At 39.6% G+C, this 15,179-nt stretch carries 16 protein-coding genes; 9 read left to right on the top strand and 7 right to left on the bottom strand.

What is annotated here, in order from left to right:
• The first annotated feature begins 179 nt into the window (after positions 1-179).
• The 3 genes from V7L07_RS33070 (at position 180) to V7L07_RS33060 (ending at position 1,837) form a co-directional block, all read left to right on the top strand.
• Complete coding sequence (locus tag V7L07_RS33070) at positions 180-917, top strand: Ycf66 family protein (RefSeq protein WP_335063831.1); 738 nt, start codon at positions 180-182, stop codon at positions 915-917.
• 351 nt (positions 918-1,268) lie between these two features.
• Positions 1,269-1,535 carry a type II toxin-antitoxin system ParD family antitoxin gene (locus V7L07_RS33065; RefSeq protein WP_335063829.1) on the top strand — a complete coding sequence of 89 codons (267 nt, stop codon included), beginning with the start codon at positions 1,269-1,271 and terminating at the stop codon, positions 1,533-1,535.
• Positions 1,535-1,837 (top strand): type II toxin-antitoxin system RelE/ParE family toxin, encoded by a 303-nt coding sequence (locus V7L07_RS33060; protein ID WP_335063827.1) that lies wholly within the window; start codon positions 1,535-1,537, stop codon positions 1,835-1,837. The genes V7L07_RS33065 and V7L07_RS33060 overlap by 1 nt, the downstream gene beginning before the upstream one ends.
• Before the next feature lie 350 nt (positions 1,838-2,187).
• Here V7L07_RS33060 and V7L07_RS33055 read toward each other — a convergent pair whose 3' ends face one another.
• Positions 2,188-3,846 carry a helicase-related protein gene (locus tag V7L07_RS33055; protein WP_335063825.1) on the bottom strand — a complete coding sequence of 553 codons (1,659 nt, stop codon included), beginning with the start codon at positions 3,844-3,846 and terminating at the stop codon, positions 2,188-2,190.
• Between the two features lie 260 nt (positions 3,847-4,106).
• Here V7L07_RS33055 and V7L07_RS33050 point away from each other — a divergent pair, with 260 nt between their 5' ends.
• The 4 genes from V7L07_RS33050 (at position 4,107) to V7L07_RS33610 (ending at position 5,493) form a co-directional block, all read left to right on the top strand.
• Positions 4,107-4,370 carry a hypothetical protein gene (locus tag V7L07_RS33050; RefSeq protein ID WP_335063823.1) on the top strand — a complete coding sequence of 88 codons (264 nt, stop codon included), beginning with the start codon at positions 4,107-4,109 and terminating at the stop codon, positions 4,368-4,370.
• Positions 4,351-4,758 carry a type II toxin-antitoxin system VapC family toxin gene (locus tag V7L07_RS33045; RefSeq protein ID WP_335063822.1) on the top strand — a complete coding sequence of 136 codons (408 nt, stop codon included), beginning with the start codon at positions 4,351-4,353 and terminating at the stop codon, positions 4,756-4,758. The genes V7L07_RS33050 and V7L07_RS33045 overlap by 20 nt, the downstream gene beginning before the upstream one ends.
• A gap of 261 nt (positions 4,759-5,019) precedes the next feature.
• The gene (locus tag V7L07_RS33040) at positions 5,020-5,142 is read left to right on the top strand and encodes a hypothetical protein (RefSeq protein WP_335063821.1); all 123 of its coding nucleotides are present in this window, start codon (positions 5,020-5,022) and stop codon (positions 5,140-5,142) included.
• Positions 5,143-5,241: 99 nt separating this feature from the next.
• The gene (locus V7L07_RS33610) at positions 5,242-5,493 is read left to right on the top strand and encodes a hypothetical protein (protein ID WP_442936107.1); all 252 of its coding nucleotides are present in this window, start codon (positions 5,242-5,244) and stop codon (positions 5,491-5,493) included.
• Here the strand turns inward: V7L07_RS33610 and V7L07_RS33030 are convergent.
• Positions 5,467-6,492 (bottom strand): GGDEF domain-containing protein, encoded by a 1,026-nt coding sequence (locus tag V7L07_RS33030; RefSeq protein ID WP_335063820.1) that lies wholly within the window; start codon positions 6,490-6,492, stop codon positions 5,467-5,469. The two genes, V7L07_RS33610 and V7L07_RS33030, sit on opposite strands and share 27 nt — an antisense overlap.
• Positions 6,493-7,138: 646 nt before the next feature.
• Here V7L07_RS33030 and V7L07_RS33025 point away from each other — a divergent pair.
• The gene (locus V7L07_RS33025; protein ID WP_335063819.1) at positions 7,139-7,378 is read left to right on the top strand and encodes a hypothetical protein; all 240 of its coding nucleotides are present in this window, start codon (positions 7,139-7,141) and stop codon (positions 7,376-7,378) included.
• 249 nt (positions 7,379-7,627) lie between these two features.
• Here V7L07_RS33025 and V7L07_RS33020 read toward each other — a convergent pair whose 3' ends face one another.
• Positions 7,628-7,828 carry a heavy-metal-associated domain-containing protein gene (locus V7L07_RS33020; RefSeq protein ID WP_335063818.1) on the bottom strand — a complete coding sequence of 67 codons (201 nt, stop codon included), beginning with the start codon at positions 7,826-7,828 and terminating at the stop codon, positions 7,628-7,630.
• A gap of 244 nt (positions 7,829-8,072) precedes the next feature.
• Here V7L07_RS33020 and alaS point away from each other — a divergent pair, with 244 nt between their 5' ends.
• Positions 8,073-10,715 (top strand): alanine--tRNA ligase, encoded by a 2,643-nt coding sequence (alaS, locus tag V7L07_RS33015; RefSeq protein WP_335063816.1) that lies wholly within the window; start codon positions 8,073-8,075, stop codon positions 10,713-10,715.
• Positions 10,716-10,958: 243 nt separating this feature from the next.
• On the opposite strand, the gene V7L07_RS33010 is transcribed toward alaS, so the two are convergent.
• The 4 genes from V7L07_RS33010 to V7L07_RS32995 all read right to left on the bottom strand — a co-directional run bounded on the left by V7L07_RS33010 (position 10,959) and on the right by V7L07_RS32995 (position 14,491).
• Positions 10,959-11,453 carry an ureidoglycolate lyase gene (locus V7L07_RS33010; protein WP_335063814.1) on the bottom strand — a complete coding sequence of 165 codons (495 nt, stop codon included), beginning with the start codon at positions 11,451-11,453 and terminating at the stop codon, positions 10,959-10,961.
• 115 nt (positions 11,454-11,568) lie between these two features.
• Positions 11,569-12,588: an RpoD/SigA family RNA polymerase sigma factor gene (locus V7L07_RS33005; RefSeq protein ID WP_335063813.1), complete on the bottom strand. Its 1,020-nt coding sequence runs from the start codon at positions 12,586-12,588 to the stop codon at positions 11,569-11,571.
• 1,003 nt (positions 12,589-13,591) lie between these two features.
• Positions 13,592-14,020, bottom strand: coding sequence for a bifunctional diaminohydroxyphosphoribosylaminopyrimidine deaminase/5-amino-6-(5-phosphoribosylamino)uracil reductase RibD (locus tag V7L07_RS33000; RefSeq protein ID WP_335063812.1), 429 nt, complete (start codon positions 14,018-14,020; stop codon positions 13,592-13,594).
• A gap of 72 nt (positions 14,021-14,092) precedes the next feature.
• Entirely contained in the window at positions 14,093-14,491 is a 399-nt protein-coding gene (locus V7L07_RS32995; protein ID WP_335063809.1) for a hypothetical protein, read from the bottom strand.
• Between the last annotated feature and the right edge of the window lie 688 nt (positions 14,492-15,179).

Genomic DNA, 15,179 nt, shown 5'->3' with positions numbered 1-15,179 from the left:
ATAAGGGTAGTCCGATATTTTCCGTTCTCCCCTAAAGAAGACCTTAAGACTTGATATAAATGACAAAAATCCACAAGTAACATGGATAATTAATTTTAAATTGTATCTAAATCAACAATTGACTGGCAAAATTTGCAAAATTGAAATAATCAAAGGACGCAGTAAGGAGTAACCAAATAATGCTGGCATTTGTCCTAGCTTTGGTAGTGGGTCTTGGTAGTTTAGCCATTTACATAGCAGCTTTCTTTTTCCCAGAAATCCACCGCAAGAATGACTTTATCTGGAGTGGCGTAGGATTGTTCTATGCTTTAGTCTTATGGGTGTTTGCGCCACGCATTACTGGAGGCTTGTTGCTGGGTCATGTGGCTAGTGTGGCTCTTTTGGTCTGGTTTGGCTGGCAAACTCTATCATTACGTCGGCAATTGACCCCGCAGGCACAACAAACCCAAGTACCCAGTGCTGAGACGGTAAAAACTGGCATTCAAGAACAGGTGAATAAGTTGTCCCTTCAGGAACGGCTGGGCCAGTTGCAAAAAGGTCTTGGTAGCACCTTCAGTGGCGCGAAAGACAAGGTGCAGCAGACTGTGAGTAAAAAGACACCCACAACCCCCAAACCTGATGACATTACTTCTGTACTGTCAGAGAAACCTGCTATTGAGATTATTGACAAAACTATTGTCATACCAGAACCACCAGCAGAGGAGACAGTTACTACTGACACCGAAGCAAAAACTGAGAGTATACCGGAAGCGATTCCCCCACATCCCCCATCTCCTGAATTGGTGGAAGCAGCGCAACCAGATTTTGAAATTGAGGATAAGCAACCGATTCCTGTAGAAGAAATTGCGCCGGATGCGATACTCGCTCCCCCAGCGGAAACGCCACCTGAGCAAATACCACCTAATCAAGGTAGTTGAATTCTGTGAAACCCAACGTTAACCTAATATACCTAATATAATGTTGGGTTTCACTCAACTTACTTTAATGTTTTGCCACAAATCGGCTGCAACAAACCTAGATAAATGACCAACATTAGTTGTTGCGATGCCTGCGGCGGCAAGCTACGCAACATCTGCACCGATAATAGTTACAGCTTGGGCTACTAAAATTATGTCACCCTCCATAGTCTTATCAACAGTTGCATCCAACAGAATAACTTGAGTCACCAAGTTATAGCTTTTAACTCAACAGGGAATAATTTACGATCAGATAAACGATCCTAATCTAAAGCGTGAATTAAGGCTTTTAACAAACTAGGGATAAAAATTATGAACATCCAACTTCAAGCGGAATATGAGCAATTTATACAAACCCGAATTGCTACAGGTAGATATGAAAATGCTGAAGATGTGATTGCTAAAGCATTGAAACTGCTGGAAGAATGGGAGAATGGTTATCAGGAATGGGAAGAAGAAACCCAGAAAAAAATAGCTGTTGGGCTTGCTTCTATTGAACGTGGAGACGTAATAGATGCTGAAGTGGTGATGGCGCAACTGTCAGATAAATTACGCAAAGCGCGTGAGACTCAAGGATAATGGAATATTTTATTGCCAAAGAAGCAAGTCAAGATTTAGATGAAATTTTAGATTATTTTCTAGTTAGCAATATCAACGCAGGGGAAAGATTTATTCAAGGATTTAATAAGAAGTGCCAAAACATAGCTCAATTCCCGAATATAGGACGAAGCTACGTCAATTTTGAGCCAAGCCTTAGAGGAATACCCTTAGATGGCTACATTATTTTTTATCGAGTTTTTGAAGATAGTGTTGTGATTGTGCGGGTAATTAGCGGTTATCGGGATTTAAAATCTATATTTACAGATGTGGACAATCAATAGATTTTTGAGTTGTCCAATTTAGACTGTTTCTCTTTTGGCAGAATATATTCTTGCAAAATCTGCACAGTATATGTTTCAACAGAAAGCCCTTGCTGTTTAGCTTGTTGTGCAAGATACAGAATATTTCAGGTAAATGAAGTACATATATAAAACCCAAAACCTTGTAGAGACGTAGCAATGCTACGTCTCTACGTGTATTCGGTTAGAGCGCAATCTGCTGTATTGTTCTAATTCTGGTGGCAAGTTCAGGGTTAGGGTCATAAATCTCTTTTAAGTGACACCATATATTTTAAACCTGCCAAACCAGAAAAATTCAAATTACCTACGAATACAGAGATATCCCTGAAAGACTATCGTCTTGTGTTCTCTCTACGGGTTTTCTCTACATGGGCTTTACGTGTCAGCAGTTGCAGATTATCGATGGTAGTTAAACCACCCTCAGACATAGGTTTAATGTGATCAATTTGAAAATCTCTCCGCATCTGGCTTTTAACTCCACTAATTGCACAAGATATAAACCCTTTTGCATCTGTGTACTTGGCGAATACAGCATTTTTAATTTTTCTGTATTCAAGAATATCTCGCTCTTTTATTTCATATAGAGTTAACTTCTCTATTGGTACAGTATCAGGAATTACAGTTGGTATTGATCCGACTACATGATCACCATATATGTCTGGATCTGCAATCTTCATAATTTCAATAGCTAACTGCTTCATGAAATATAGCTTTTTGTAACTGAATAGCACTTGCCAAAAAGACTTTTCATCATTCCAAAGTGATTTGATATAGTCAGCCTCTGCTCTACCGCCTAATGAATTGTCGTAGATATGTCTTGCTACAATAGATAAATCACACTTTCTTCTCTCGCTAAAGGCTAGAAATTCTGGTTTTTGTTCTTTGTGAGCATAGAAACGCAAAATATTTTTTACATCTTCATCTCTATAGCCCAGTAAAGTTTGATGGTCAGGAAAATAAATTTCCTTTGCAATTTTCAAAAGAAATTCAAGTTCTAATTGGGTTAATATTTCCCTATCTTGTAAATCAATACTTTGAAATAAAACTTTCAAATCCTGTACAAAGTTATCGTATGCCTCTTCTGTGTCGTCATATAACAACACATCATAATTGGTAGGTTTAGGCTCATATCCTTCAGACGGTTCAAGAATGGAAAAACGATAAATTCCAAGAGGAATTCTTTTCAAAAACACTAATTTTTCTAATCCAGTAGTGTCAATTGATTCATCCATGATGCGGGCGAATTCTTCGATCATCTCAATAGAGATTAGCCGAGCAGTTCTATTACCTGATGGAATATCTTTCTCAATAAATTCTGCATCATCTTCAAAATGAAGCTTTTCTGGATTAACCCAGTTAATTTTGTCTTCCCAGTCATCAATAAAGCTAACCACATAAGCTTTTTCTGTACCGCCTGCTTTTTGCCCACGCAAAGCCCGCCCTATCATTTGTGTCATTAATATTGTAGACGCTGTAGGTCTTGTGAGAAAAACAGTTTGTACATTAGGTAAATCTGTTCCCTCAGTCAACATTTCTACATTGATTAATACCTCAAGCTCACCATTTCTGAATTTTTTTATTTTTTCTGAGTTTTCTTTGGCAGAAACTGTAGCACCTGTAGTTAAATCTTTAACTGAAGATACAATATAATCAGAATTAATTTCTTTATCCCTAAACAGCTTGTTCAGCGCAATTGCATGTATAACATCGATGGCAAAAATCAGAATAGGTTTGTACTTTTCCCGATTATTGATATAATGATCAACAATTATCTTGTTACGCTCATAAGATTTAGCAATCTCCTCAGCAATATCTTTTGGTAGTTTGTCAAAGTCTTCAATATTTTTTATTTCCCTGGCTGTCAATTTTTTCTTTATCTCTATCTTCGTTTTTAGGTTTTCAAAAATAGGTTCAGCAAGTATTCCTCTATTAATTAAGTTTCTTAGATGTTCTGAAAAGATAATATCATTTGGAAAAACTAACTTTAGCAAACCTTTCTCAATCCATTACCCTAATTTCCAGTATTCCCAAACCGATGTGCTGTCTAACTAATTACCAGTATCTTTATATAAGATAAAATGTATGAATAAATAATTATTGCAGGCGATCGCTCTTTTGAAAGTTTTAGTCCCTAAAAAGTACAATAATTAATTTAGATGTACGATAGCTTACTAAAATCCCGCAACTATAGTCGTGGGGAATGCGTTAGTTATATTAAGTTAAAAATTGAAAAATCAGGAGAGATTAGATAATGCACCATTCTGAATGGAGAGTTAAAGTCTTAGAAGAAGTGCAGCAAATCCCAGATGCTAAGTTAGCACAACTCTATGAGATGATTCACGGATTTAGACTTAGCTCAGAAACTAACAGCCACAACGCTGCTGCTATCATGCAGTTCGCAGGTTGCTGGAGCAATATGTCAGATGAAGCATACGGCGAATTTTCAGACGAGATTGCTATCCGTCGTCAGCAAGCATTTTCTCAAAGACGAAACCGTGAAACCAGCATTGATTGATACTGATATTTTGTCCTTGTTCTTCCGAGGCAATACTAATGTAGTAGCTCAGTTTCAGACTTACTTAATAACCTATCGTCAAATCAACATTAGTATCATCACTTATTACGAAATTCTCAGCGGCTTAAAGCACCGTGATGCCCAAAAGCAACTCGCTTTGTTTTTGGAGTTTGTTGCCCAAAATACTATCTTGCCCCTTACTGAACAATCAGTCACCCTATCCGCAGATATCTACGCAAATTTGCGGCTCCAAGGAATTCCCATCGACGATATTGACTTGCTCATTGCTGGGGTTGCCATTGCCAATAATCTAGTTATGATTACTCATAATCAGCGCCATTTCGGTAGAGTTGAAACACTAGAGTTGCAAGATTGGAGTCAAGCTTAAGGTGCTTTGATTGCAATAAAAGTTACCCTGTAGGTTTTATGCAGCGATCGCACTACGATCAAAATAGATAAGAGCATATAGCGATCGCAATTCCATATCCCCAGCTTCAGATATTTTAGTTCCGTAAGGTGTGTTACGGCGCAAAATTAGCGTCAGGTGAAGTCTTTGCTGTAGGCATCGCTCCCCGAATATTTACGAAACTAGCCAAAATAACCGATACAATCAGAAAAAAAGACTCAAAAAATACTTAAGCGATTCATCATGGCAGCGATATCTAACGTCCAGGTGACAATTTCTCTAGCTGAACTGGGTTTAGAGGCGGACGTGCGGTTTCGCGTTAAGTTGACACCTATGGCGAGATGCCCATCCCACAAGATTGAATAATTTATTTATTGGAATTCCCTTGGAATGAAATTATTAATAAACCAGTCTCTTAGAAATCGCGGCTATACAGACAAAACCCACCTGCGTGGGTTAATTTAAATGAAACGATATGGAAATCTATGGAATGAAATTATAGTATTTGGGAATTTACTATCAGCCGGGCAGCAAGCACAACGGGGTAAACGTTTTCGAGAAAATGTTTTAGAGTTTAACTACAATCTAGAGCAAGAGTTATTTCAACTGCAAGAAGAATTACAGTCAAAAATATACTGTTCTGGAAACTACACCAAATTTCAAAAGCAAATTCATTCTCAATACCCACTTTTACGAAGAAACAGCTTTCAAATGTGAGGCATGATGAGATAAGTAATTTGAGTCAATAACCCGATTACGCCCAGAAGTTTTAGCCTGTAACAGACATTGATCGGCACGATATAGCAGACTCTCTCCTTGCTCATCATCCTCAGCTTGTAGAGAGGCTGTGCCTAGACTAATGGTGATATTAATTGTCAGTTTATTGTTGAGTGCAAATGGTTCATCGCTGACTACACGATTGAGACGACGGGCTACTAATAGTGCTTCGTCATCGCTAGTGTTAGCCAGAAGAATCACAAATTCTTCGCCACCATAGCGGAATGCTGTATCTTGACAGCGCAGATTGTGGCGCAAGCGCTGGCATAATATTTGCAAGATGCGATCGCCTACTAAATGCCCATGAGTATCGTTAACTTTCTTGAAATGATCTACATCCAGAATAATCAAACTCAGGGAAGTTTTTTGAGTTCTGGCTCTTTGAATTTGTCTGGGTAAGTCCCATTCTAAAGCCCGACGATTATTTAATTCTGTCAAGGAATCGGCTAAGGCGATCGCAGATAGCATATCATTTGTCCGAATCAAATCTCGGTATTTTTGGGCTTTCCGTAAGCCAACTGTCAATTGAGCAAGTATTAGGCCATGATTGGCGGTCAACTCTGCCAAGCTATGGTCTGTTTTATCTTCAATCAGATGCCAAATATAAGCATCGGCTCCTTGCTTTAGTGCTGCTGCACTCATCTCTAATTCCCGATGCCAACCCTTGTTTCTATCAATAAGCTGCTGAGAACGATCCTCGAAGAGAATACAGTATATCCACGAAAGTTTTGTCTGATCTTTCAACCAATTACACAATTCCATACTGTCATCTAGGCTAGCCTGCACCAGTATGACATCGGGAGGCGTCATTTTAATTCGTGACACTGCCTGATTCAAATTGTCCATAACTTCTACATTAAAAGCAGTTGCATAACGGATCTGATCTGGAAGTGTGGCGATAAAATTATTTTTTCCAAAGACCAGAATAGAAATATTCATTGGTTTATTTTTTATCCTATTTAAATTTTCAATAGATTAACTTGATTCGCTTACTGCTCTTTTTGCCTAATACTAAATATAATGTTTCAGGCTTAGTTATATTTTTTGATATATGATTTTTGGAACGCCAATTTTACGGTGATTTTCCAAGCTTAATCTCCTTTTAAGGCTATATTTTTACTATTACGGTTTCTGAAATATCCTCTTATGACAACTAATGTCTTCTTTACAGTTTGTTTTTAAAACAGTAAAAATACTGAATATTATTTGGACGTACAAAAGCTATTTATGTAGTTTCTCAAGTGCTATTTTGCTGAGAAAAATACCAAAATAAATAGTTCATAATAACCGTTATATTAGGTAGCTAAATTTCTTTTTAGGTAGAAAAATAAAGAAATTATAAAGTTTTTTGATTGGATTATCAAAGCAGAATATTTTCATTCAATTACAAATGTTATTTACCATAAACTACCTCAGCCTTTTCCTTGAAGAAATAGGCTTTGATCGAGTATTAGGATAGGAGTTGAATTACAAAAAAAAATGTAAATCAAATAGACAGCAGAACTAACTCCTGCTCTGGATAGTAGCTTTGCGGGATTAACATGCTCTAAAATTGCAGACTGAATTTTTACCCTAAAAATTCACAATGAAAAGAGATTGTGAACTCAAGTTGCACGATGTTTTAGCAGGAGAAAGAAAACATCTCTGCCTATGTGTTATCTATGTTTGTTTATTTACTTACAGCTATTTTCAGGTAAATAGACCATGCGCTAGGGGTACAGCAATGTTCATTGGTGTCAACTTAATGGGAAACGGGCGGTTAGAAACTGCGTCTACACAAACAAAAGCTACCGATCCTGGGTTTCAAACCCTTAATTTGACTTGAGTCCGCGGAGGCGGACTTTGCCTGTGTAGCCGCGAATTCCATTCGCCGGGGTTGTGCCTTACGACTGCTGTAATTCACATTTTTTTATTTGCTGCAACATCATAAATCTGGAAAACAAGGCTAAATAAAAAACTTGTGGGTAAATTGGTTACATTCCGCCCGTAGAAAGGACGGAATAAACATAAAAAAATTTTGTTAGCGTCGCCTGAGATATTAAAATCTAAACCTCTGCCAAAAGTTAGAACCTGATCAATAACCTTCAATAGCGTAACCAGCAGCAACAATTACCTGTTTGATTGACTCCTCGGAAGCTGCGGATTCCACCGTGACAGTTTTAGCGTTAACATCCACATCCACCTTGGCATCAGGTTCCATAACATGGATGGACTCAGTAATTGTGTCTGCACATCCCTCACAAGCAATATTTGATACCTTCAGTTTTAGTGCCATTTGTTACCTCCGTATGGGAAATTTAAAGTATTTCTTAAGGATTAATCTTAACCATTGAAATCCATTTGTGCATCCCACCAGAGTCAGGTTATGCTGTAAAAGCATCCTAATAGCTGTATTTTGCTTACTGACTGGCAAAATTCGCTGGCAGTAAGAGGAAACAAAATGCAAGAATATATAAAGCTATTTATGAAAATACACTTACTTAGTGCCGCTACGCCTAAGTATGAAGTTAAAAACACTTATGTCTTCAAATCCCCAGTACCTAAGCGGTAACGAAATTCGCAACATATTTCTCGACTTCTTTGCCCAACGGGAACACCAAATTCTCCCAAGTGCTTCCCTCGTGCCAGAAGACCCAACCGTGCTGCTGACGATCGCGGGGATGCTACCATTTAAACCAATATTCTTGGGGCAGCGCACACCAGAATTTAAGCGGGCTACAACTTCGCAAAAGTGTATTCGTACCAACGACATCGAAAATGTCGGACGCACCAAACGACATCACACGTTTTTTGAGATGTTGGGCAATTTCAGCTTTGGTGATTATTTTAAAGAACAAGCGATCGCTTGGGGTTGGGAAATCTCTACGCAAGTCTTTGGCTTTTCCCCTCAAAATCTTGTTGTCAGTGTTTTTGAAGATGATGATGAAGCCTTTGAAATTTGGCGTGATCAAATCGGTGTGTCAGTAGCGAGAATTAAACGCTTGGGCGAAGATGATAACTTTTGGGTATCTGGTCCCACTGGCCCTTGCGGCCCTTGTTCGGAAATTTATTACGACTTCCACCCAGAACGCGGTGAGGAAAATATCGATTTAGAAGACGATACCCGATTCATCGAGTTTTACAACCTCGTCTTCATGCAATATAACCGGGATGCTTCCGGGAATTTAACGCCACTGCAAAACAAGAACATCGACACCGGTATGGGCTTGGATCGAATGGCGCAAATTCTCCAAAAAGTACCCAATAACTACGAAACTGACCTGATTTTCCCAATTATCCAAACAGCAGGGCAAATTGCTGGTGTTGATTACCACAGCAGTGATGAAAAAACTAAAACTTCCTTAAAAGTCATTGGCGATCATATTCGGGCTGTTATCCACATGATTGCTGATGAAATTCGCGCTTCCAATGTGGGACGCGGTTATGTGCTGCGGCGGTTAATTCGGCGAGTGGTGCGTCATGGGCGATTAATTGGGATTTCTGGCGAATTTACTACCCAAGTTGCTGAAACTGCGATCGCTCTTTCAGAATCAGCTTACCCCAATGTCCGCCAACGGGAAGCAGCAATTAAAGCTGAGTTGCAACGGGAAGAATCGAATTTCCTCAGAACTCTGGATAGAGGCGAAAAACTTCTAGAAGAAATCATCCAAGAGGTGAAACAGCGAGGAGAAACTCAAATTAGCGGTGAAAGTGCATTTACCCTCTATGACACCTACGGATTTCCCCTCGAACTGACTCAAGAAGTTGCTGAGGAAAATAATCTGACAGTCGATGAAGCGGGATTCAATATCGAAATGCAAAAGCAGGTGGAACGTGCTAAAGCAGCACATGAAACCATCGATTTAACTGTACAAGGTTCCCTCGACAAACTAGCAGAACACATTCAAGTAACCGAATTTATCGGCTATACCCAACCTGCTGCAACGGCAAAAGTTGAAGCGATTTTGGTAGAAGGTGTTTGCCAAGAGGAAGCAGAAGCGGGGACACAGGTACAAATTGTCCTTGACAAAACGCCATTTTATGCTGAATCGGGGGGACAAATCGGCGATCGCGGTTATATCTCTGGTGATGGTATCGTAGTTCGAGTGGAAGACGTTAAAAAAGAATCTGATTTCTTTGTTCACTTCGGACGCATCGAACGCGGTACACTGCGCGTAGGCGATAATGTTACAGCCCAAATAGATCCTGCTTGTCGCCGTCGCGCCCAAGCTAACCATACCGCAACGCACCTATTACAAGCGGCTTTGAAGAAAATTGTTGATGAGGGCATATCTCAAGCAGGTTCCCTGGTTTCCTTTGACAGATTGCGCTTTGATTTCAACTGTCCCCGCGCGTTGACAATAGAAGAAATCCAACAAGTTGAGGAACAGGTGAATACTTGGATTGCTGGAGCCACTGCTGCGAAAGTAGAAGTATTACCTTTAGCAGAGGCGAAAGCTAGGGGTGCTGTTGCGATGTTCGGTGAAAAATACGGCGATGAAGTGCGGGTGATTGACTTCCCTAGCGTCTCAATGGAACTATGCGGTGGAACTCATGTGAGTAACACGGCTGAAATTGGTGTGTTCAAGATTATTTCTGAAGCTGGTGTAGCTTCTGGGGTGCGGCGCATTGAAGCCGTTTCGGGGCCAGCAATCCTAGATTATCTCAACCTGCGGGATAAAGTAGTTAAAGATTTGAGCGATCGCTTTAAAGTTAAACCCGAAGAATTACCAGACAGAATCACAAGTCTGCAAAGCGAACTGAGAAATAGCCAGAAAGAATTGGAAACCTTAAAGGTACAGTTAGCGATCGCTAAATCTGACAGCTTACTACAAACAGCAGAAACCGTAGGCGGCCATAAAATTATTGTCGCCCAATTAGAAGATGTTGATCCAGAATCATTGAAAACCGCAGCCGAACGCTTGTTGCAAAAAATCGGTAACGGTGCAGTGGTGCTGGGTTCTGTTCCTGAACCAGGGAAAGTTAGTATAGTTGCAGCTTTTAGTCCAGAAGTCAACAAAAAAGGACTGCAAGCTGGTAAATTTGTAGGTGCGATCGCTAAAATTTGCGGCGGTGGCGGCGGTGGAAGACCGAACTTAGCCCAAGCAGGCGGACGCGATGCAAGTAAATTACCAGATGCATTAGGACAAGCGGAAAGTGATTTAAAATCCGCCTTAGGCTAACGGTATAGTGCAATTCCCCACCCTTAACTCGCGAGTTCGGTGGGGATTATTGTTAAAAAGTAATAAAGTGCATTAAACGTAGGTTGGGTGGAGCGGAGCGCAACCCAACATATATCAGGATATTGGGTTACGCCCTCCACCCAACCTACAATTTTTTTGCTAATTATATGGACACTATAAGACAATAACTTGATTGCTGGGGTCAATCTAAAATCTAAAATCTAAAATCTAAAATTGTATTACCTAAACCATCTCAAACTCTAATTGATGACTTTTGAGAAAATCATGAGTGAAATGATCTACAACATTTGTATCAGCTAGTTCCAAATTATAAAAATCCACAGCTTCATGGTCAAAATGGGGTCCAGCGTGCCAAGTACCCTCATGTAGCTTGATAAAACAATTCCCCGGAATGCGGAAAGCAGCAATCTCATCTAATGCTGGTTCATTCACATCATTATGAGGAGGACAAACTGCCATTAACCAATCCTTCCCTTCCAAAGAACCCAGACATTGAGTGCATTCGACATGGCGAGTAATTTTATGAAACTTTCGCCCTCTCTTCTGCAACCGCATAATATAAAATCGTGGAATTCCGTTTTGCAGGCTTAAGTGGGCATCTTCTCCATCGTAAGTTTTGCCATCAAGACTTGCAAAAATCACTTGTCCATAAGGTCGAAAGTTTTCAGAAGTCACCCATTGTGCTTGCAATTGTTGCACTGTCTTTGATGTACTCATATCAAATCTTTGAGAGAGATTACTTAGATTTATTTTCTCCCAAAATGACTGAATTTTATACAGTCATGATGGTGACTTCCTGAGTTTAAATGCCCTACATTATGAAAAAATAACTTCAGCTAGCTAGATAACTACGTACTTGCTCCTTTTGCCGTCTCAGGAGACTGAGAGCTTTTTGCTCTATCTGACGTACCCGTTCTCGACTAATGCCCATGCGATCGCCAATTTGTGCTAAAGAAAGTTCATAGCCATCAGTGAGGCCAAAGCGCAAGGTTAATATTTCTCGCTGCTGGGGAGACAGTTTTGCCAACAAGTCTTGTAAATCTTGGTGGAGAGATTCTTCAACGGCATAATCTTCAGGAGAAGGGCCATCATCTTCCAGGATGTCTTGCAATTCTGTATCTTGTTGTTCACCAACTCGCGCTTCTAAGGAAAAGGGTTGACGCGCCAAGTACAAACACTCTCTAACTTGACTAGGTGTCAAAGATAACGCGGTGGCAATTTCACCAGTGGTAGGAACACGACCTAACTGTTGAGATAATTCTCGCTGTACCCGTTTAATTTTATTCAGTTTTTCAAAGACGTGGATCGGTAAACGAATTGTACGTCCTTGTTGAGCGATCGCTCGTGTGATTCCTTGACGAATCCACCAATAAGCATAGGTAGAAAACTTATAACCAAGAGCAGGATCAAATTTATCCACTCCTCGCTCTAAACCCAAAGTACCTTCTTGAATTAAATCCATAAATTCCAGGTTGCGGTGCTGGTATTTTTTCGCCACAGCTACCACTAACCGGAGATTAGCCTGAATCATTTTCTGCTTGGCTTGGTGCCCTTGATTTAGCTGTTGTTCTAGCACTTCAATACTTGACTCCACCTGATCTGCCCATTCTTGCAGCGTGGGTTCGTGGTTTAATTTCACAGCCAATTCTTCTTTAGCAGCTAGTAAATTCATCATCTGCTGCACGTGTTGGGCAAAAATAACCTCTTGTTCGCGAGTCAACAAATCTACACGCCCGATCTCTTGCAGATAACTACGCACAATATCATCTGTAGCTCGAGGTCTTTTATCTGCGGCTAAACTTTTTTTCTTCGTTTTTTGAACTTCGGTATGTGGAGATGTTAAGTTGCTCATGGTTATTTGCTCCTCTGTAACCTCATCAATTTATTGGTATCAAGTCTAGATATTCAGACCCTTAGCCATTTCACACTGCTAATCAATCAATTGGCAATACTGATGAATTCTGGTCTATGATACATCACAAGTCAATTGTTGGAGATAATAAACCCAAAATCAACCCACCCATTAATAATAACATCATCAGCAGTCACAAATCAATTGCCTAAAGATACGATCGGTATATCTTTGGAAGTAATTACACTCCTTTTTTCTAGATTTTTGCACATTTTCAAACACAATTATGTTTTAGTTTAATTATTCAATTTAGTTCCTAAAAAAATAAAAACTTTACCGAAAAATGATTTTGCAATCCCAGAAATAAATTATTAACAGGAACTATCGAGATAAGTCATATTTATTCAATCACAAACAATTATTTATTGGAGTGTTAATAGTCTGATGATACTTCCATGTAATTCTCATTTAGTAAAAATTAAATATAAGATGCCCATTTTTCATCTCTATTTTTTTGCTAGATAAGCTGGGTAGTAGGAGGCGATCGCTAAGGATGAAAACAAGCACTTTTCTTATCCCTCCGCTAAAAAATAACTTTCTTTTGGAGTCTGGTCTTAAGAATTTAGGATGACCAAGATGCAGGTATCTGCCACAATTGCCCTTGAGTCATACTGCACGTAGATATCTGCATGAAGTTTGGTATTATCAATGTAATTACTCCTGGAAACACTTTTAAGACTAAAAGTAGTAACAGTGGTAACATTAACACCAAGTATTATCCTTGGCAAGATCGGGAAAACCTGCGATTGCCAGCAAGATTTTAATTGAAGCGGGTAGTTGACTGTTATGCCTTCCACTTCCAATACGGTTCGGTTAAGGTTTTTTGATGAAAATTTTAGATCGCTAAAGACGCGATGACACAAAGACGCGATAAATCGGCGTCTCTACAACAATCGGTCTGGCGATTCATCGCGTCTCTTGCTTTAATCGAACAGTATTGCCATCACTTTCGTAGATATTGGCTAAGAAAAGCATTCACTTCATTGGCGCATAATCCGACATTAACCGTTTTTCCTGCAATTCTTAGAATATCTAACCCTTGACCATTGTTGCGGGGGTCTGGATCAAGTATAGATACATATATTTCATGTATTCGACGATCTTCAGCGATCGCTAAAGCACATGATGGTGTGCGTCCATGAAAAGAACAAGGTTCAAGAGTGACATACATTTTCAAGAAGTTGAAAGCTTTGCCCTGAATCTGTTGAAGTGCATCAACTTCAGCATGGTGTTTTCCCGGTATCCGCGTGTATCCTTGAGCTATTATTTCTTGAGCATCTACAATTACACAACCGACTGGTGGATTCGGCAAACATTCAGGCATTGCTTTTCTGCTTTGACTTAAAGCAGCTAACATAAATATTTCATCCATGTTTGAGCGTAAATTATTGAGATAAGTTACACTACCAAGAATTAATTATCTCTGGTTAAAAAAGTTTATATACTAAAACTGAGTAACCGTCACACTAAGACCAGTACCAGAATCCAGTTTAGGAACCTTGAGGTACTCAATTGGCTCAGTACTTTGAGAACTTGGGGTACTTGCTGGCTGCTGACATTGCTTAAAAAAAGAGCCTGGGTTATTGATTAACTCAAGCGGGTTAATTTTTGGGCATCCTCGCTCTCGCGTTAGCGAAACTGATTCAGCAGTTTGTTTGGGATTATTAGTCTGTCCGGTAAAATTATTCCATGTACTGTTAATTGTGGCTGGTTGTGTCAATAAAACTTCAGCCTGATTGCGATCGCTAGTTGTATTGGGAATATTCTCTTCGTTGCCATAGGCACTCTGGGAAAGAATAAGTGCGCTAATCACAACGACTAAGGTGATGAAAGAGGATTTCATAATTTAATCTCTCAAACATTTAATATCAGATAATTACGGTTGGCTAGATACAGGAACCAAAAAATAACAGCCTAGTACAGTACGGCGGAATTCAAAATTCAAAATTCAAAATTAATACAGCGTAACCGTTTCATTGATTTTGAATGAGTGGTTTATTTACGCCGTGTTGTCCTAGTTTAAGTATTCCAGGCTAGCACAGATAGTTAAGAACTATAGCTAAACTTCATTAAAAATCCAGAACACTAGCCAAAGAGGGCGATCGCTTACAAAATTCTGTACTACAAGTCTAGGGACTTCCCAAGAAAAAAATATTCAATTAACTCTTGTGGGATGGGCATCTTGCCATAGGTGTCAACTTAAGCTGGAAATAGCTTATCTGTTGGCTTCCATGCCCGCCCGAAAATTTATTTTCGGGCTAATAGCTTAAGTCTACTGAAGTAGACTGGAGATTTTTGGCGATATTTAGTCATCTTCAGATGACTTTGGCTATTAGACGGGAATTTCAATTCCCGGCGGACAAGCGGTTTCGCGTTAAGTTGACACCAATGGCAACATGAGCGCCCAGTCCATAAGGCGCTCATGTTGCCCACCCTACCACTTCCCCTAACGGGGATGTAAACAGATGATTGCCTTTACCATCTAACTTTAAGTACTCCTCTTTACATAACCACTTCCCCTAACGGCGATG

The organism is Nostoc sp., assembly GCF_036916985.1.
In the GTDB taxonomy this organism is placed as follows: domain Bacteria; phylum Cyanobacteriota; class Cyanobacteriia; order Cyanobacteriales; family Nostocaceae; genus Nostoc.
Note: the sequence above shows the minus strand (reverse complement) of the source record. Positions and strands in the feature narration are given on the sequence as shown.